At 36.2% G+C, this 19,834-nt stretch carries 14 protein-coding genes and 1 riboswitch; of the genes, 6 read left to right on the top strand and 8 right to left on the bottom strand.

Annotated elements, in window-relative coordinates; genetic code table 11:
* Positions 1-421 precede the first annotated feature (421 nt).
* Entirely contained in the window at positions 422-1,423 is a 1,002-nt protein-coding gene (locus RTL21_RS02940) for an LLM class flavin-dependent oxidoreductase (protein ID WP_312093144.1), read from the top strand.
* Positions 1,424-1,814: 391 nt separating this feature from the next.
* Positions 1,815-2,042 carry a hypothetical protein gene (locus RTL21_RS02935; protein WP_312093142.1) on the top strand — a complete coding sequence of 76 codons (228 nt, stop codon included), beginning with the start codon at positions 1,815-1,817 and terminating at the stop codon, positions 2,040-2,042.
* Between the two features lie 405 nt (positions 2,043-2,447).
* Here RTL21_RS02935 and RTL21_RS02930 read toward each other — a convergent pair whose 3' ends face one another.
* The 3 genes from RTL21_RS02930 to RTL21_RS02920 form a co-directional block, all read right to left on the bottom strand.
* Positions 2,448-3,479, bottom strand: coding sequence for an NADH:flavin oxidoreductase/NADH oxidase (locus RTL21_RS02930; RefSeq protein ID WP_312093165.1), 1,032 nt, complete (start codon positions 3,477-3,479; stop codon positions 2,448-2,450).
* A gap of 246 nt (positions 3,480-3,725) precedes the next feature.
* Positions 3,726-3,809, top strand: a riboswitch (cyclic di-GMP riboswitch).
* Positions 3,810-4,134: 325 nt separating this feature from the next.
* A complete protein-coding gene (locus tag RTL21_RS02925; protein ID WP_312093140.1) occupies positions 4,135-5,151 on the bottom strand; it encodes a FecCD family ABC transporter permease in 1,017 nt (338 codons plus the stop codon).
* Positions 5,151-6,188: a FecCD family ABC transporter permease gene (locus tag RTL21_RS02920; protein WP_312093138.1), complete on the bottom strand. Its 1,038-nt coding sequence runs from the start codon at positions 6,186-6,188 to the stop codon at positions 5,151-5,153. The genes RTL21_RS02925 and RTL21_RS02920 overlap by 1 nt, the downstream gene beginning before the upstream one ends.
* Before the next feature lie 190 nt (positions 6,189-6,378).
* Here RTL21_RS02920 and RTL21_RS02915 point away from each other — a divergent pair, with 190 nt between their 5' ends.
* Positions 6,379-7,350, top strand: coding sequence for an iron-hydroxamate ABC transporter substrate-binding protein (locus RTL21_RS02915; protein ID WP_312093136.1), 972 nt, complete (start codon positions 6,379-6,381; stop codon positions 7,348-7,350).
* A gap of 215 nt (positions 7,351-7,565) precedes the next feature.
* On the opposite strand, the gene RTL21_RS02910 is transcribed toward RTL21_RS02915, so the two are convergent.
* From RTL21_RS02910 to RTL21_RS02900, 3 genes are read right to left on the bottom strand one after another with little or no spacing between them, the layout of a single operon-like run.
* The gene (locus RTL21_RS02910; RefSeq protein ID WP_312093134.1) at positions 7,566-9,956 is read right to left on the bottom strand and encodes a glycoside hydrolase family 2 TIM barrel-domain containing protein; all 2,391 of its coding nucleotides are present in this window, start codon (positions 9,954-9,956) and stop codon (positions 7,566-7,568) included.
* A 58-nt stretch (positions 9,957-10,014) separates the two neighbouring features.
* Complete coding sequence (locus RTL21_RS02905; RefSeq protein WP_312093132.1) at positions 10,015-11,874, bottom strand: DUF2264 domain-containing protein; 1,860 nt, start codon at positions 11,872-11,874, stop codon at positions 10,015-10,017.
* Positions 11,864-13,018 (bottom strand): glycoside hydrolase family 88 protein, encoded by a 1,155-nt coding sequence (locus RTL21_RS02900; protein ID WP_312093130.1) that lies wholly within the window; start codon positions 13,016-13,018, stop codon positions 11,864-11,866. Before RTL21_RS02900 ends, RTL21_RS02905 begins: the two co-directional genes overlap by 11 nt.
* Positions 13,019-13,308: 290 nt before the next feature.
* Here RTL21_RS02900 and RTL21_RS02895 point away from each other — a divergent pair, with 290 nt between their 5' ends.
* Positions 13,309-14,139 carry a hypothetical protein gene (locus RTL21_RS02895; protein WP_312093128.1) on the top strand — a complete coding sequence of 277 codons (831 nt, stop codon included), beginning with the start codon at positions 13,309-13,311 and terminating at the stop codon, positions 14,137-14,139.
* 14 nt (positions 14,140-14,153) lie between these two features.
* Here RTL21_RS02895 and RTL21_RS02890 read toward each other — a convergent pair whose 3' ends face one another.
* Positions 14,154-15,179, bottom strand: coding sequence for a LacI family DNA-binding transcriptional regulator (locus RTL21_RS02890; protein ID WP_312093126.1), 1,026 nt, complete (start codon positions 15,177-15,179; stop codon positions 14,154-14,156).
* 105 nt (positions 15,180-15,284) lie between these two features.
* Here RTL21_RS02890 and RTL21_RS02885 point away from each other — a divergent pair, with 105 nt between their 5' ends.
* Both RTL21_RS02885 and RTL21_RS02880 read left to right on the top strand, forming a co-directional pair.
* On the top strand, positions 15,285-16,979 hold the full coding sequence (locus RTL21_RS02885) for a heparinase II/III family protein (protein WP_312093124.1): 1,695 nt from the start codon (positions 15,285-15,287) through the stop codon (positions 16,977-16,979).
* Between the two features lie 91 nt (positions 16,980-17,070).
* The gene (locus RTL21_RS02880) at positions 17,071-18,201 is read left to right on the top strand and encodes a DUF2264 domain-containing protein (RefSeq protein WP_312093122.1); all 1,131 of its coding nucleotides are present in this window, start codon (positions 17,071-17,073) and stop codon (positions 18,199-18,201) included.
* Between the two features lie 553 nt (positions 18,202-18,754).
* Here the strand turns inward: RTL21_RS02880 and RTL21_RS02875 are convergent.
* Positions 18,755-19,675 carry an ArsR/SmtB family transcription factor gene (locus tag RTL21_RS02875; protein ID WP_312093120.1) on the bottom strand — a complete coding sequence of 307 codons (921 nt, stop codon included), beginning with the start codon at positions 19,673-19,675 and terminating at the stop codon, positions 18,755-18,757.
* Positions 19,676-19,834 lie beyond the last annotated feature (159 nt).

The following is a 19,834-nucleotide window of genomic DNA, read 5'->3' as shown; positions in this document are numbered from 1 at the left end:
GGGAGCAAATTATTAGCGGTGAGTATCAGCATTATTTTGAGAAGCAGTATACGTTGTAAAGGGAAGCAGAGGAGGCAGTTTTCTGCTTCCTTTTCTTTATTCCTTTTAGAAGTAGAAGGATGTTTCGGAAAACTAAGTTTAGAAAAGTGGCTACTTTCTATAAGATAGCTTTCTTAAGTAATAAGGAAAGTTTGTATATGCCCCATTTTTTTGTGTTTGGTATCTTTGGTAAGTATGCGATTTGTATTGTAAGAAAAACAAAGGGGTATCTTAAATGTAATGCTTATGGTATTTTTGGCATATATTTTTTACAATAATGTTCATGTGATTTGCCTTCTGCATCTCTTCAAGCAGAAAAGTTTGTTTCCACAATATCAATTGATATGATAAAGATGAATCAAACAAGAAAGGATCTTGCATAATGGCAAATATAAATATACCTTTATCTGTACTAAACCTTGCTCCCATACGCGTGGGACAAACTTCAAAAGAAGCAATTGAATCAATGATTGATTTAGCTCAAGCAACCGAGGAAATGGGATATAAACGATATTGGATTGCAGAGCATCATAATACCTCTACACTTGTTAGTTCGGCGACGGCAATATTAATAAAGCATACCCTTGAACATACAAATAGCATTATTGTAGGATCTGGCGGAGTGATGCTACCTAACCATTCTCCATTAGTTGTTGCTGAGCAATTTGGTACGATGGCGACGATTTATCCAAATCGTGTGAATCTAGGTCTTGGTAGAGCTCCTGGAACGGATATGCTGACAGCGAGTGCCTTGAGAAGATCGCAAAAAGATTCAGTCTATACATTTCCAGAGGATGTGAAAGCCCTTCTTACGTATTTTGGATCAGAAGAGGAACAAGGATATGTAAAAGCTTATCCAGGCGTTGGAACGAATGTACCGATTTACATTCTTGGTTCTTCTACTGATTCTGCTTACTTAGCGGCAAGCTTGGGGTTACCTTATGTTTTTGCTTCTCACTTTGCGCCAAGATATATGGCAGACGCTATCAAAATTTATCGTGAGCGTTTCAAGCCTTCTCAGTATTTGGATAAACCATATATGATGGTTTGCTTGAATTTAATTGCAGCTGAAACAGATGAAGAGGCTGCAGTATTGCAGACATCCACTCATCAATTTTTCTTAAATGTAGTACGTGGTACGCAAATGCCCCTTCAGCCACCAGTGGAAAGCTTAGATGGTTTTTGGAACCCACAGGAAGAGGAAATGGCAAAATCAATGTCCAGTGTGACATTATTAGGAAGTAAGGATTCTGTTCGTAAACAGCTTACAGCTTTCCAAGAAAGATACAGTGTAGATGAAATCATGGCAGTTTCTTATATTTTTGACCCTGAAAAGCAGAAGCGCTCTTATGAGATATTAAGTGAAGTGGCAGAGGGGAAATAATTTAGTAGGCATAGCCTGTTTCATTAAATGTAAAAAAGACTAATAAACGAAAAGGGAAAGGGTACTGCTTCCATTGAGCTAGTACCCTTTTTCATTATTTCTCTTTATCCTCTTTCTTCTTTTCCTTTTGCTTCTCTTTTTGCTCTTCTGTTATCTTAAAGTCTCGATCCACTGTTTTATCTTTTAAGTCATCTTTTTTCACCATAAATACTAACGCCTCCTTTTTCTTATTCTTATATATAGACGTTTTGAAGTAGATTAAACTTTTTTTATTTAAATTAAGAGAAAGGGAGATTCTTATTAGGACATTTGGAATTAGTAGAGGTGTCGTCCTTCTCGAGTACTTTCCGTTATAATCGGGTATTACTACTAATAGAGGAGGTGAAAGCTAATGGCGGAAAACAAAAGCAAATTAGGTACGAATAGTATTCAATTGAATATGGATAATCCAGAGCAATATCCAACGGAAAATGAAAGTTTATTTGATAAATTTGAAAGTGAACTAAACGTAGACCCAATTCCCATGGAAGATCTTAAAGAAGAATTACGAGAAGAAAAAGCAAAGCATGATACAAAAAATACGTCTTCTAGTGAGAAAAAGTATAAAACAGGTATGTGAAGTAGGGGGTGGTTTCTTATTTCCTTTTTATTGGTTTACTAGAAAAGGGAAGCAGAAGAACCATCCCTCTGAGTCCTTCAAAAGCAAACGAAAAAAAGGTCATTAGTCAACGACCTCTTTTTCTAAGAAAACCATTTGCTATTACTTGCCTTCTAGCTTCTCTAACGCGGATGCTGCAATTGCTGCACAGATGTCACCAACAGCGCTTAAAAGACCAAGAACAAGTTCGATCATTAGCAATCATCTCCTTTATGTAGATGATACCATAAAATGGAATCGGACTACTACGGTTTTTCCTTTAAAAAACCAACTCTCCCGCCTGTCTCCTTTAAGTACATCAAAAAAGAGCACTTTAGAAGAAAAAAATCCTCAAGTGCTCCTTTTCTAAAATCAAAAACCTAACTCTTATCTCTTAGGAAATGAAACAGCATATTGTTTAGGCATTTCTGTTTCCATACGTAGCTGTGCAGCAGCTTCGATAGTCCAGTATGGATTACGAAGCATGCCTCTTCCTACGGCAACAAGATCTGCATCATCGTTTCCAATTACCGAGTTTGCTAATTCTGGTGAATCTAATCTTCCAACCGCAATTACTGGTACGTTTAATTCATGCTTAAATGCACGAGCTAAAGGTACTTGATAAGCAACATGAGTTCCAGGTCTACCTGCTGCTGCGATTGGACCTTCACCACCTGCGCTAACATGGAAAATATCTACGCCAGCTTCTTCATATTTTTTAGAAAATGCAACACTGTCTTCAATATCATATCCACCCTCAACGTATTCTTTACCAGACACACGCATGATTAATGGCATATCAGCTGGCATTTCTTCTTTAACGGCTTTAATGATTTCTATGCCGAACTTTGTTAAATCTTCCCCATATTCATCTGTACGTTTGTTTGTATAAGCAGATTGGAATTGGTGAATTAAATAACCATGTGCGCCATGCAATTCGATTGTATCAAAACCAGCTTTAATAGCACGGGCAGTAGCTTGTCGAAATTTTTCTACCATTCCTTTTACTTCTTCTGTGGTTAATTCTCTTGGCGTTTTTGATTTATCATCAAAAGGGATAGCTGATGCGGAGACTGGCTGTGGTGCATCTTCTGCCTTGCGACCAGCATGAGCAATTTGGATACCAACTTTTGCGCCATATTGATGACAAGCATCAACAATGCGTTTTAATGCAGGGATATGCTCGTCAGACCATAAGCCTAAATCATTATCGGTAATGCGACCATCTGGTTCTACGTCTGTCATTTCAATAATAATTAAGCCAGCACCACCGATTGCACGACTTACATAATGAACATAATGCCAATCTGTTGCGATTCCATCTTTTTTCTCCACTGAATACTGACACATTGGAGGCATTACCACACGGTTTTTTAATTCTAATCCTTTATAAGAAAAAGGTGTAAATAAATCCTTCATAACTAAGCCTTCTTTCATAAAAATTTTACGTTTGTTTAAAAAGGTACCATCAGCTACAGCTTATTTCAAATATTATGCCTCCTGATTAGATGGGTTTCAGATCTATTATGTACAGATAAAGGGAAGAAGTTGTATGAATCATTTCAGCAATAGTGTATCGATATCAAAATCTGTCAAAAAATGATGAAGCTATTTTCTTTCTTCATCATAATGTTTATAGTACAATAGTACTAATTATAAAAGTAGTCAGTTTAAAGGCAAACTTTCCTGAAAAGGAAGGACGCAAAGTCACAGATCTAAGGCAGAAGCTAAGATGGCTGGATTACCAGATGATTGGAATGGGGATGAGAAAATGAAATTTGGTGCCATCATTTGTTTTCTAAAAAGACGCCATAAGTTTAGTTATTACTCCAATAAATGCGTACGATGCGGAAAAAAACGAAGAATTTAAAGATAAAGTCACATGTTGAATGACATTTTTTTACAGAGCGAGACTCATTTGGGTCTGGTTCTTTTTATTTTAATAGAAGGATTAGAAAAGCAATGAGGAGAAATAGGGCGTTCTTTCGTCCTTCCCATTTCTCCTCATTGCTGCTATATCAATGTAATAAAAATTCTCTATTGAACCGTCCCTCTGCTTCTATGTGGAGGTAGTTTAATCTCTAATAAGAAGATAGATAAAATAAGGTGCTCCTAAGCAGGAGAGAACAAGGCCGACTGGTATTTCTGAGCCTACCATTAGGCTTTTGGCGATTATATCTGATGTTAATAGGAGAAGTGCTCCTATTAGTGCTGCTACTGGCAGTAGTCGTTGGTGTTTTGGGCCAACAAGCATTCTTGCTAAATGTGGGGAAAGGAGTCCTAAAAAGGAGATTCCTCCACCAACAGAAACACAGGCACCTGATAGTCCTACAGCGATTAGCAGCAGCAATCCTCGTTCTCTCTCAATGGAAATACCAAGTCCTTTTGCGAGATTATCTCCTAGCTGCAGTAAATTGATTGATTGAAATTTCATCATAGCGATCGGAACAAGAATAAGTATCCAAGGTAAAAGGGCAAGAACATAGCTCCAACTTGCACTCCAGATGCTCCCCGATAGCCAAATAGTTGCTTGGGTAAAATCACGGGGATCCATCATCAATTGAAAAATAATAATCAAGGCACCGAATGCAGAGTTAATTCCTATGCCGACCAATACTAAGCGAACAGGTGTAACCCCATCCTTCCATGCGATGATGTAAATAAATGCGGCAGCAACTAACGCTCCAGCAAGTGCAAAGAATGGCATGATATAAACAGATAATGGTCCGGCTTGAAAAGAACTTCCTTGAATAAAGAAAATATAAAGAATAACAGCAAAACCAGCTCCTGAATTAATGCCAATAATTCCAGGATCAGCTAAACTATTTCTCGATACACCTTGTAAAATTGCCCCGGCAATAGCCATCCCAATTCCTATTAAAATCGCGATTACGGAGCGAGGTAGTCTAAAATTATATAAAATATTAAAGTTTTGAGTGGAACCTTTACCTATAAAGGCTTCTATTATCTCGATCGGACTAATCTTTATTGTCCCCATATATAGACTAAGAAAGAAAACACAAACAATCGCCGCAATCAGAATAGAACTAACGATAAATAATTTCATATTAGTTAATTTTGAAGAAGACATTATAGGCCTCTCCCTTCTCGACGTGCTAAATAAAGAAAGAATGGAACTCCGATTATAGCGGTAATTGCTCCTAAGGGTGTTTCAAAAGGAGGGTGAATTAAACGTGCGATTACATCGGACAGCACTAATAAAAGAGCACCTACAACCGCAGAACAAGGAATGATTAAACGATAATCGGATCCTACGATAAAACGAACGATATGGGGAACAACTAGTCCGACAAACCCAATGGTTCCACCAACTGCTACAGCGGCCCCTGTTAAAAGTAAAACTACAATGGTCCCCAACAGTTTTACCAGACCTACCTTTTGCCCTAAACTAGCAGCAACGTCCTCGCCTAAGCTTAAAATCGTGATCGATCTGCTGATGAAAAAGGCCAGGATCAATCCAATAATTGCTACAGGAATAAGCAATTTTACATTAATCCATTGTACTCCCGCTACTCCTCCTGCATACCAAAAGCTAATATCCTTTGCTACATCAAAACGAAGCGCAATTCCTGTGGAGATTGATCCCAGAAGTGCACTAATCGCTGTACCAGCAAGGGCTAACTTCATTGGCGTTAATCCTCTTTTTGAAAGAGCACCGATTAAAAAGACTAAAGCCGATCCTAAACCTGCACCAATGAATGCAAATAGCATAATAGTCATGTTTGAAACAAAAGGCATAAAAGCAAATGCAATAGTTACGGTAAACATCGCACCTGAGGTAACGCCCATTATCGAAGGGGAAGCGAGTGCGTTTCTCGTCATTCCTTGCATGATCGCCCCTGAAACAGCAAGACTTGCTCCGATAAAAGTAGCAGCAAGGGCTCTCGGCAAGCGTAAGCGATAAATAATTTGATGAGCAGTTGAAGTGCTGTCAAAATGAAAAATACCTTGTATAACGGTGGAGAGATTAATATCTGCTACACCTAAAATAATCGACAAGCAAATAGAAATAAAGAGTAAAATGATGCCGATTATGAGAACCGAAGTTGCAGCTTTAGGTCTAAATATTGTAGCTTTATCACTTTCTAAAGAATGACTTTTACTCATGAAGAACCCACTTTCTAATAAAATAGAGAGAAATATAGTAAATAATAGTATGTAAATTGTCGAATAATAAGAGATACGGTAAACTTTTCAATTAATTTTACTATAAAATTAATTGAAAATCGATATTTTTATTGAAAGTGATAATCGTTATCATTTATAATCGAAGTATATCATTTTAGGAGGATACATAATGAATAACCGAAAGATGAAATTTATATTGTTTACATGCTTACTACTTGTTTTCACAATCTTAGCAGCATGTGGAAATAATGATAGTAAAGAAGAGAAAGGCAATACAGAGAACGGCACTTCCGAAGAAGCGAAGGATCGTACACTAACTGATGCAATCGGAAATGAAGTGACGGTTCCAGCAAAGCCTAAAAGAATAATCGGTTCTTATTTGGAGGATGATTTAATAGCATTAGGCGAAACTCCGGTTGCCCAATGGTCCGTTCAAGAAGGCAAGGGAGTCCAAGAATATTTACAAGAATACCTAAAGGATATTCCAACAATTGACTCGACACTGCCTTACGAAGCAGTATCTAGCTTTACTCCTGATTTAGTATTAATGTCATCGGCATCAGCGGTAGAAGGAGCTAAATATGATCAATATGTAAAGATTGCTCCAACTTATGTAGTTGCAAAGGAAAATAATAATGACTGGCGTACTAGATTACAAACGATTGGCGAAGTAGTAGGGAAAAAAGAGGAAGCAGAAAAAGTACTAGCTGACTATGATAAAAAAGCAGCAGAAGCAAAAACAAAAATTCAAGAATCAATCAAGGATGAATCAGCAGCAGCAATCTGGCTTGTGTCCAATCAATTATTTATTGTAGGCGAAAATGTATCGAGCGGTGCAGTACTATATGGAGATTTAGGATTGAAAGTACCAGAAGTTGTAAAAGAAATTTCTGCTACAGCAACAGGTAACTGGTCTGCTATTTCATTAGAAAAATTAGCACAACTTGATGCGGATCATCTTTTCCTAATCAACAGTGATGGAGAAGGAGCAGAAGTACTAAAAGATTCTCTGTGGTCCAATATCCCAGCCGTTAAAAACGGAAACATTCATGAATACGGACCAGATACAAGCTGGCTATATGCTGGTCCAATTGCTAACACGCAAATTATTGACGATGTAGTGGAAAGCTTAGTGAAATAGTGTAAGAAAATTGTACGCATGAGAACGGTTCAAAAAGAACCGTTCTTTTCTTTGTTAAAGACATAAAACACAACCAGTTGATTTCACTATAAAAACAAGGGAGAAAAACAGATTCTTTTCCTCCCTTGCTTTTTCGTTTGTTGCTTGCGACTACATTTCCTATGGAGAAGTAATCCTTTCATTTTCGTCAATAATTATAAATAATAATAAACTTACTAAAGCGTAAATAAAGTATCTCTGATTCCGTTCGTTTCAATGCGTAATTGGGTATTGTCAGTGTTGTTTTTCTGTACATATATAACTAATTTGCCATCATTTGTTGTTCTAAAAGCTTCGGTATAATCCGTGATATCGTCTAATTTTCCATCCTCTATTCCTAAGAGTTTTCCATTTTGCACAGATACGGTTACTTTTTGACTACTAACAGAAAGTTTTTCATTTCTATCCAAAAGAGAACATTCAATTTGAGCTACCTCCTGATCAATAACAGGAAATACGAATGTTAGTACATCGATTAACTCCGCAGGAATTTGCCATCTGTTTAGTTTTACTTGTGCAGGGGATAATATAGTAGATAATTCTTCCTCTACCTTTTGGCTACCTTTATATCCGAAAGCTTTGATAGAAGAATCTGTTGCATCTACACAAGTAACAAAGTAACCAAAGGCTTCATCATATACTAATGGTGTTCTCTTACCATTTAGTTCAATTTCAACCTGTTCACAATTGGAAAAACATACAATTTCCACTTTTTCCCCTATGCAGTAATCCCATTTTTTCGACCATTCCTTTAGCTGAGCATTGCTGTTTGTATCGGTTTCCAAAGGACGAGTAACTAAGTAAATCATAGGCTCCTCCGTCCACCAGCTTTTTCGAAGAAAATAACGTGGTTTCTCATTTCCTGCTAAATCTAATAATCCGGCAGCGGATCCATGTATTGGCCAGCCGCGAGCTTCTCCTAAATAATCGATGCCAGTCCATAAAAATTGTCCAGGTATATAAGGAGTATCTCGAACAATCTTCCATTGTGAATAACCATGACCGTTTTCACTACCTATAATTGGCTGATTCGGGAACAATTTATGATGCTCTTCATAAAGATGCTCTTTATAATTGTATCCTATTAAATCGAGATCATTAAGTAATCCTGTTTGACTGGATAACTCAGGAAAAGCAGCTGCTAAAGTTACTGGTCTTGTCTCGTCGATGCTTTTTACTATTTTTATCAAGTTATTAGCAATCGTTGTAAGCCTAGAAGTATCTGGCCGGTTTGGATTATAAATTCTTTCTTGAGCGGGCTTGTTTGCATCATTGTTACCTGTCATTTCTTCAAATAAAGGATTGGCGTATGGATCATTAGGATAATCGATCTCGTTTCCAATACTCCAAGCGATGATAGAGGGATGATTTCGATTTCTCATCACCATATTTTTCAAGTCCTCTTGATACCAATTAGGAAAATGATGAGCATATCCTTCGGTTTTTGGTGGGTAAACATTATGTCCTTGCCACCATTTGTTCTTAGGATTCTCCCACTCATCGAAGGCTTCATCAATGACTAGAAGACCTAATATGTCACATAAGGTATATAGTTCAGGAGCATGTGGATTATGCGCCATTCTAACAGCATTGCAACCCATCTCTTTTAATTTAAGGAGCCTCCTCACCCATACAGACACAGGTACAGCAGTTCCAAAGCAACCAGCATCTTCGTGGAGACACACACCTTTTAGTTTTATATTTATGTTATTAAGAAAGAACCCATTATTTGCATCAAAATTAGCAGTTCTAATGCCGACATGATTCGTATATTTTGAATGAAATTTGTGACCGTCAACTTCATAATATAGATTAGTCGTGAGTACATAAAGATTTGGTTTATCGGTTGACCACAATCTAGGATTATCTAAGCTTTCATTAAATGAAATATTTGACGTTTCATGAGGTTGTAGTATTATCGTTTTTTCACAACTAAATGTTTGTTCTTCATTCATAGAAACTAATTCATTAACAATGGTTACCTCGCTAGTAGTAGAATATGTATTTGTAATCATATGCTCGATACAAATTTTGGAAGACTCACTTTTGCATTCAGTTGTAGAAAATGTCGTTCCGTACTTTTCGATAAAAATAGGATCATGAATTTCCAACCAAACGTTGCGAGTAATGCCAGATCCGTTATACCAACGGGAGTCAGCGATATCTGAATGGTCTACTCTCACAGCAATGACTAGTTCATTATCTGGTGTGTACTGCAGGATCTCTGTTAAATCAAACGTAAAGGAAGAATATCCAGATGGTCGAATACCTTGGTTGTATCCATTGACCCACACTTGAGCATTTTTATACACCCCATCAAATGTCAGCTGAACAATACTATTATCCATAATGGAAAAGTCGGCTAACGGGATGTGGCATCTGTACCAGCCGATTCCTCCTGGTAAATAACCAGTTCCACTAGAATTACTTTTATTAAAAGGATTTGAAACACTCCAATCATGAGGAGTCGTAACACTTTGCCATGAATCGTCCTCATAATCCTTTTGCCAAGCCCTAGAATCATCGCCTTGCAAGAACAGCCAACTAGAAATCTTATAGTTTTTCATGTACTGATCACTCTCTTTCAAAATAGTAAGTTTTTTTCTAAAACATGTAGGATTTTAATTAAATGGTAATGCCAGTTCTCAAAGGAGTAAGTGTTACATTTTTTGAAATTTCACCAATAGTTATTTTTAGGGTATTATGATCCCATTCTATTTTATATTCACTAGGGATATCTATTGTTTTATTAGAACCTAAGTAAATAGAACTCAAGATGTGTTTTCCAGATGCTACTTTTCCTTTAAGAGCAGGAAGGACTGTTTTGGGATATAGGATATTGGTATTTGGTTCTGGATGAAAAAGTGTTGCTTCTAAGTTGGAATCCATTGAAATCAGCCCAGTAATACCAATAGAAGATTGATAAAACATACTATTTTTTTCTTTTGTGATAATTTGTGTTCCGTCATCTGGACAAGAGAAACCACCTTCGAAAATATGAAGAGATCGATCAGATTCAATCATATGGATTCTTACATGCCAAGGTGAGAAGGGGATAATAAAGCTTTTTACGGATACATCATCCCATGGCTTCCAATGTGAATAAACAAATTCCTCTTCAACCGAATAATCCTCGTAGCCAAAGGGAGTTCGAAAATGAAATTCTGAATCAGAAAGAGCTAAAGTATTATCGAATGCACCTTGTTTTGGTAACACATATCCTTTTGCAACACTAAATCCAAAGGTAGTTGAATAAACAAATTTCTCATATTTAGCTTCACCATGTGTATGTTCATGCGAATGCTGACCTGCTGTGAAAGCTTGAAGCTCAGACCCGTCCTCATTATGAACGAGTAGCATTCTAGAGTATAGATTCTTCTCTTTTGTGGAGAACTTAGGTTGTACCTCAGGGGCTTTCCAAAAATCATGGTTATCTGGTAAAGCTAAAACAATAAAGTTTTTAAGTGCCCAGTAAGGAGAACCTGGTGCGTTATAGCCTTCAGCCATTACTAAATTTGGATAATAATAGCCAATTGATAGAAAGCCTTCTGCGGTAAAAATTGGTTTTTGAAACCATTCGCGCATATTATTTGTTAAAAGATATTTTGCCTCTGATAAGGATATATCTTCTATGTTGATATCGGAATAAATAGCCGCTGCCCAATAACTTGATTGAGCAAATCGATAGGTAAGACTACGACCAAATGGAAGAGCAGTACCACCCTTCACAAACCAATTTTTAAAAGATTTACCAAATATTTTGCCGCGCTCTTTGAATTTAGAAATACTTACGGATTGTCTTTTCGAGAATGTGGAGAAAAGTAATCCATAATAATGCATGGCAAAAGGAATATAATAATCAATTTGATTTTCGTATCCATCAAAGTACCAGCCATCATCTAAATAATAGGAATCTAGTTCTGAAAGGTCTTGTTCGATTTGTTCATTGCTGATAGCTAAATTGGCTTCTTCAAAAAAAGTGTTTACTAGAATTCGGAAAAACAGCCAATTTGTATTAGGAATAGTGTGATTATTTATCTGATTCATCCATTGAAATATATTTTCTTGTTTACTCGAATCCAATTGATCCCAGAAAAATTCTTTCGTTAAAAGTAAATAACAGGAAAGGGCACCCATTTCAACAAATAACTGGTCATAATCATGTAAGTTTCCCCAATAAAATTTGGATATTGGGTTTGTTCCTTCTATAATTCCTTTATTTGCAGCTTCGAAGTATTCCTTATATTCGTTTATTTTGGAAGCAGAAGATCCTAATGGGCCTAATCCCCACAAGGTTCTCAAGAAACCTTCGATATCCCTTCTTGTCTCTCCATAGACAGATCCACTATCACTAATATGGAATCGACCTGGAGTCTTTTGCTCATCCATTAACCGATAAACTGGATCGATTAAATCAATTAATGCTTTCTCAAAATCCTTTTTTGAAAGGAGGGGATTTGATTTAAGTTCTGTATTAAAGCTCATTCCATGAATCTCCTAACCAAAAATTATTATTAATACCATTCAGAGCATAAATCCCTTGGGTAAAGAAATAGTCTCCATAGATTAAGCCAGTATCTAAGTTTTTTTTCTCTGGCCAGTGGCTTGTTCCATGAATAAGGAGTGCTTGATTTGTAGCCTCTTCGACCGTTGCAGCGCATTCATATAGTCGTTTTAATAAGTCTTTTCCGAAATCTAAATAGAATCTTTTTTCCTCCAATGGTGCGTATTGTGAAATTAATAAGCAGCCACAAGCAGCTATTGCGGAAGCGGAAGAATCTCGATAGTCATATTTCGTTTCGTTCGTATTGGAAGGAATTCTGAAATCCCAAAGAGGAATGGAATCCTGTTGTACATGTAAGGCGAAATGACTCGTAACCTTCATTGCACAAGATAAGTAGCGTTCATCTTTTGTATAATGATAGGCGATTGCAAAACCAAAGATAGCCCAACCACAGCCACGGGACCATGAGCTGTTTTCTGAATAGCCCTGACCTCCAAGCTTTTCTAGTAATTCACCTGTTAATGGATTAAATTTAACCATTTGATGAACAGAACCATCGCTCCTAATAAAGTTCTCTAAGACCATATCACAATGGGCTTTTGCGGCAATCAAAAAGCGAGGATCTCCTGTTTCTTCAGACGCCCAAAAAAGTAATCCCATATTCATCATACTATCAATAATAACGATGCCGCTATTATCATCAGTCCCATGCCAATTGTTCCATGCTTTAAAAAAATGACCAGCACTATTAAATCGTGCGAGCAACATATTGGCAGCAAGAAGGGCTGAATTCTTCGCTGTTTCATCAGCGGTTAGTTGATATCTCGCTAAGCTTGTAAGTGTCCACATAAAACCAATATCGTGATCGACTTTGTTTGGATCATTTAATAAGTAATCCATATTGTGTTCAAGCTGAGTCGCTAAATTTTTGCAACCGTCTTCATTTGTAGCATGATAAACATTCCATAAGATTCCAGGCCAAAATCCTGCTGTCCACCATTGGGGGCTTTCCTTATAGTACTGTCCTTGCTTCGTTGCATGTGGGAAGGATTCACCAATATCGATTACATTTTGTGCTGTTTTCTTTTCAATAAAAGCTCTAGCGTCATTAATCCATTTGTCCATAAAATGTACGTCCTTTCAAAATTCAAGTTTAATTCGAGATGAGAAGAAGGTGTTTATTTACGGTTAGTAAATTCAAATTTTTAATATTTTATTACAATGATAGTTTACTACTTTTACTAAAAAAAACAAAGTGTAATTTAACGTAAACCTTGGTTTGTCAATGTTTATTTGTAGTATATTTGTTTTTTTGAAAAAATAATGAAGTGAAACGAGTAAAAAATGACTATTTTAGTAGTAATTGTACTAAAAAAATATTATAATTCAACAAAGAATCAATGGAGGTGGATGAATTGCTCAAGTTGAGTATTAGAGATAAATTTGGAAATATAAAAAAAGGAAAAAATGATTATGAAGAAGAAGAACATTCCTTAGAAAGTGTGGGAGAAAATCTTTGCTATATCGCCTCTCAGAATTTTGTATATGAGGAGGGGGATGAGATAGAGGTATTTGTGGAACAAAAGAATCAATTTTTGATGGTAAAGCTAGATGAAAGTATGGATAGTACGATTGTCTTTATCCCCAATCATATTTGGACATACAAAATAAAAATGGAGCAAACTTCATGGGAGGCTATTCCTGATAACCGTTTTACTAATAAAAGACATTATTTATGTGTAAGATATGCGACGAATGAAGAGATTAATCGATATCAGAATTGGGCATTAAATCCTCATGATCAAAAGGACTTCCTGGGAGCATACCCACATGCAAGTGCAAATGTTGAGACTAGAAATGATGCAACCTTCTTCGCATGCAATGCGATTAATGGGATATATGCTAATAATAGCCATGGTTCCTATCCATACCAATCTTGGGGAATAAACCGACAGTCAGATGCGACATTGACAATCGATTTTGGAAGACCTATCGAGGTGGATAAGGTTAGTATTACAATTAGAGCCGATTTCCCACATGATAGTTACTGGACAGAGGTTACCTTGTTATTTTCAGACGGATCAAACGAAACATTCAGCTTGCAAAAAAACAAAAATCCGCAATTTTTTAGTTTTAAAAAGAGAACGGTAACATATGTGCAATTAACAAACTTGGTCAAAGCAAATGATGAGTCACCTTTTCCTGCTTTGACCGAATTTGAAGTATATGGAATAAACAAATTATAAGGAATAGTTCTGTCTTATTCTCGTGGTTTTGATGTAGAATCTCTGTCGATTAATTCAGTGGTTAATATAATCCTTCGATCTATTCTTGGAGAGGTAATTCTTTGATTCAGTGTCTCCATGCCGATCTCTCCCATTTCTTCTGTAAATATTCGTATGGTTGAAAGGGGAGGATTCGTATATTGACTAAAAGCTAGATCGTTGATGCCAATAACCGAAATGTCTTCAGGTATTTTTATATTATTTGCAGTTAACACCTTCATAATACCAATAGCCATGGCATCGTTACCAGCGAGAATAGCGGTAGGTAGGTCCTCGCTCCATTTTGCTAAGGCTTTGTTGGTTAATGCTGCACCAGTTTCAGCTGAGAGATAAGTGTTTGTTTCAACGGAAAAATATTTTTCGTTATAATAACCTATTTGTTTCATTATATCTAAATAAGTATTCGTCACAGGAGTGCGGTACGTTCGATAACCATATAAATTATTACTTTCTTCTGCACCTATAAAGGCAATTTTTTTGTGTCCGAGTTCTAAAAGATGCTGCAATGCTAATTCTGCAGCTTGCGAGAAATCACTATTAACAGTATCAAAGTTGTTTAAGGGGAAATTACTTCCGATAAAAACTACATTTTCGTTCTTTGATCGTATCGTATCAATGGTAATTTTATCGAATTTTCCTATGCAGAGTACGCCGTCAACGTTACTTAATGAATCATTGAGATCAGAGAATTTCATTAAGGAATAGCCAAGCTCTTGGGCTTTTCTTTCGGCACCTATTCTTATGGACATATAATAGATATCGTCTAATTCCTGTTCGCCAATACGCCACTGTATAATGGCAATGCTTTTTTGCTTCACTTTTTTTTCAGTTTTTTTCTTTTTCTTTTGTTTATATTTTGTGTAGTTTAATTCTTCCGCTGTTTCAAATATTCTACGTTTTGTTTCTTCTGTAACGGATAAATTTTTGTCATGATTTAGTACACGAGAGACGGTGGAAATGGAAACGCCAGCTTTTTCGGCAATATCTGTAATTGTGGCCATACGTTAATTCCTTTCAATAATTCTTTTAATATAATAATATCCGAACTTTAGGAAAAAAACTACGGTGTTACTGTTTATTTAGTCAAAAAAGGAGAGGGAATTCATTTGATTAATACCTTATTAGAAAAGGAAATAGTAGAATCGGCAAATAACATGGTATTACAACAACATGTACAAGAAATACCTTTCAATGGTTATAAAATATATGCATTAACAGGTGAGCGGTTGACTTTTGAGAATGCTTATTTTCAGCGTAGAAAACAACTAACTACTTTGTCGCTCGCCTATTTCCTACAGAAGGATGAAAGAGTGAAGGAAATGTTGGAGCAAGTGATATGGGAAATATGTGATGAATATTCATGGGCATTACCAGCCCACTTGCCAATTATCAATGGTAAATATAGTAGGGAAAGCCCAAGATGGATTGATTTATTTGCCGCTGAGACTGCTGAATCTTTAGCTGAGATTATGGAACTTCTTAGAAATGATTTATCAGCATTACTTATTGATCGAATGGAGGAGGAAATAGAGCGGAGAGTACTTATTCCATTTGAACAAAAAAAATGGGAGTGGGAAAATTTAGATAATAATTGGAGTGCGGTTATTGCAGGGTCCATTGGAATAGTTGTATTGAATTTGCTGGAGAAAAACTCTACACGACAAAGGAATATATTAGATAGATTAGATCGTTCGTTTAGAAGTTATTTAAGTGGATTTGGAGCAGATGGAGCATGTCTAGAAGGGGTTGGTTATTGGGGGTATGGCTTTGGGTATTACATCTATTTTGCAGAAAAATATAGAAGTATACTAGGGAACGACTATTATTTATCAATAGATAAGGTGAAAAGAATAGCGGAGTTTCCTTTTTATGCAATGGTAAATAAGAATAGCTATGTGCCATTTTCTGATTATAGTCAACCAGAGCTTCCAAGTGGTTTATTATCCTTTTGTTCCCATGAATTTGATGTGAAGATACCGACTTTAGAAATCATATCTTCTTTGAATTTTGATCATTGCTATCGGTTTGCTCATATATACCGGAATTTAGTTTGGACAACATCGAGTATTAATGAACATCACCAGGAGAATGCTATTCATTATTTTGAACAGGCAGAATGGCTAACAGTTCGCCTGCCGAAATTCGACTTATATTTTGCTACGAAAGGTGGAAGCAATCAAGAAAGCCACAATCATAATGATATTGGGCATTTTGTATTTGGTTCTATGGAGACATTATATCTGACGGATTTAGGAGCTGGTGAATATACAAAAGATTATTTTAATGAAAAGGAACGATATAAATTTCTGCCTACATCCTCAGAGGGGCATTCGTTACCAATTATAAACGGAAAATTACAAGTGAATGGAAAAGTCCAAGCGAAAAATGTAAGGATGATTGATCCTGGAGAGATAGAAACAGCCCCCGTAACCTTTAGTTTAGATCTTACAGATACATATAACCATGTGAGGAGCTTAGAGGGATATAATAGAAACTTATCTCTTTTTCCTTCTAAAAAAAGTTTGATTGTAAAGGAATGTTTTAGATTTAATCAGACATCTAATCAAGTAATAGAATCATTCGTGACTTTTTATAAGCCCAAAATTAATGGTAGGTTAGTAGAATTATCGGACGGAAATTCTAAATGTATGATTGAATTTGATACGGATGAAATTGTGGAGGTTGAACAGTTTTATAATACTCATAATGGCAATCGTCAAAAAATATATTTAATTAAAGCGCTTTACCAGGGGGATTTTACGATAAATACTTCTATTCGGTTTTTAATAGGTGAAGTTTAATTTGTAGATTCCTATAAAGAGATTAGATTAACAAGAGAAAACAGCTAAGCTTATAAATTATTAAATTTTTCATGAAACGGAGGAGACGACTTTGACTAGGGAAAAATGGATAGAAGCGATGAACAAGATTGCATTTCCAGTACTTAAAGCCTTAAGTGAAGAAAGATTGCATCTCGAGATACCGACAGATTTTCACCCAACACGTAAACCTTATGGAATGTTAGAAGCTTTTGGACGAACAATGACTGGTATTGCTCCATGGCTTGAGTTAGAGGATGTTACGGAATCATCAGAAAGAGAATTACAAAATATCTATCGAAAAATGGTGCTTTTATGTTTTGATAACGCAACAAATCCAAAGTCAAAGGATTACATGAATTTTACAGAACCAGGCCAACCGCTTGTTGATGCTGCTTTTTTGGCTCATTCTATTGTACGTGCACCGAAACAAATTGGAGATGCGCTCCCGAAAGAAGTGCGAGAAAATGTCATTGTCGCACTAAAATCAACGAGAAAAATAATGCCGCCAAATATGAATTGGAATCTTTTTTCTGCAATGGTAGAAGGCGCATTATATGTTTTAGGGGAAGAAGAGTACGATTTGCTCCGAGTAATTTATGCTATTAGACTATTAGATGATTGGTATTTAGGCGATGGTATCTATGGAGATGGTCCGAATTTCCATTGGGATTATTACAATAGCTTTGTTATGCAGCCGATGGCAATAGATTTATTAAACTTATTTTATGAACAGAGTGCGGAGTTGAAGAACTATCGCGAAAAAATGATTCCGCGATTTATACGTTATGCCGATATTCAAGAAAGATTGATAGGACCAGATGGATCATATCCTGTGATTGGGCGCTCTATTATTTATCGTTTTGGTGCATTTCAAGCTTTAGCTCAAGCTGCATTACAAAATTACTTGCCTGATCATGTGAGACCTGCTCAAGTAAGATGTGGTTTAACAGCCATGATAGAGAAAGTGGGGAATGCAGCTGGGACGTTTGATGAAAAAGGTTGGCTTTTGCCTGGGGTATATGGACATCAACCTGCTTTAGCGGAACATTACATTGGAGTAGGCAGTTTATACCTTTGCTCAGCAGTATTTCTTCCACTAGGAATTCCGGAGAATGCTGCTTTTTGGAAAGAGGGAGATATGGACTGGAGCAGCAAAAAAATATGGCAAGGGGAAGAAATTGCAATTGATCATAGCATTTAGAAGTGTCGCATAGATGTAAATAGAATTACTCGTTATATTGGATTAATAGATAGCTGATAAAAGTCAAGTTATTAAGGGGAGCTTTTAAGCTCCCTTCAGTTTGTCGACAAAAAGATTTTTTAAAAGTTACATTTAATTTTTATGCATTGCTTGGAGTGGAAGGGGTGAGACTCCTGTGGGATTAGCGAGACAGCTGAGACCCTGCAGGCAGTATGCCGAAGCGGCTCAGCGCGAGCCCCACGGAAAGCGAACCCCTGTAGCGGAAAGCAACATCTTATTCGAAGAGAATAATAAATATACTATAAACAAACGCCTTTTTCTAAAATTTAGAGGTTTGTCTACAGTCTGAGGGGAGCTTTTAAGCTCCCTTTTTCACGTCTTTCCATTTTTCCTATAATGGTTATATCAAGAGTATGTAATTTCTTTCATGTTTCACTTGAAGCTAGAATGACTTTTACGAATTTATTAGCTGCCGAAAAGAAATCTATTCTTTTAAAAATATACTCTACATATACTCTACTTACTAATCTAGTATATTGACCTCTAGGCAGCCTTAAAAGGCTTCTTCTTTATCTGTATAATAAAATCTAAAGTCAATGTTCTGATCATAATTTCCGAAGCCTTTACCGAATAGAGTGCACCCTCCGACGTTTTCGGCATCTTCTTTCACTTCTATCCGAAAACTCCAAACACTTTTATCAAGAGAGAGACGATTAAAAGAAATCCATGTAAGCTGCTTTCCGTTTATCCACACTCCATAATCTGTAAGTCTAATTTTCAAGTTCGTACCATACTGATTTAAATTTGAAGACCACCAGTCTGGATTATACTTTCCTCTCGTGTCAACGAAATCACCAGGGCTCGTCCACGTGCCGATTTCCACATTATTTAGTGAGAAAGTTATATCAGATGGCCAGACGTTATTTCCCCCAGGAAACTCAGAAGAGATTTCTAAGTTTATATCAATCATTTCCAAGTTTTCTGTATTCTTTAATGGATTGATGATTTTATATTCAAGGAATCCTGTTGTGAACCATAATATTGCTGCATGGAATCGATCTGTATCCATAAAGTATTTTGGTTCATCGTATTCTCCTATAAGATGTTCTGTACTTGCAATTCCACAAGTAGGGGTGACAAGGTAATCGACATATTGTCCAATAGGAATAGATGTCTCGTAATATTCAAATGCTTGGTAGATCTTTTTAGGAAATTCTATTTCTATTAAATCGATTTTTAAAATAGATTGTTTTTGGAGTCCAGCCTTTCCAGGGATTTTCTCCGTTTTAATCACACCAGCTTCCTCTAATAGTTTAATATGTTTTGCTACAACTGGATTACTTAACCCAAGCTCGTGAGCCAATTCTTTAACATTCATACGTTTCGTAGAAAGCAATTTAATAATTTTAATTCGAACAGAGCTAGCAATTGCTTCAAATATTGGTAAGGATTCTTCTGATAATGTGATTTTCATTTTAGTGCCTCTTTTCTGCAAGGTTAGTATTTAGGTTAATCTCTAACTGATATTTAACTGAAAAATAGAAAAAATATTTATCTTTTGAAATAATGTGTCAGAAAAAGTTAATCATTACTCTTATTTTTACTAAAAAATTATCATTTTAGCTATTTACTT

It is taken from the genome of Niallia sp. (assembly GCF_031978665.1).
Classification (GTDB): Bacteria; Bacillota; Bacilli; order Bacillales; family Cytobacillaceae; genus Niallia.
This window is presented reverse-complemented; position numbering and strand designations above follow the sequence as displayed.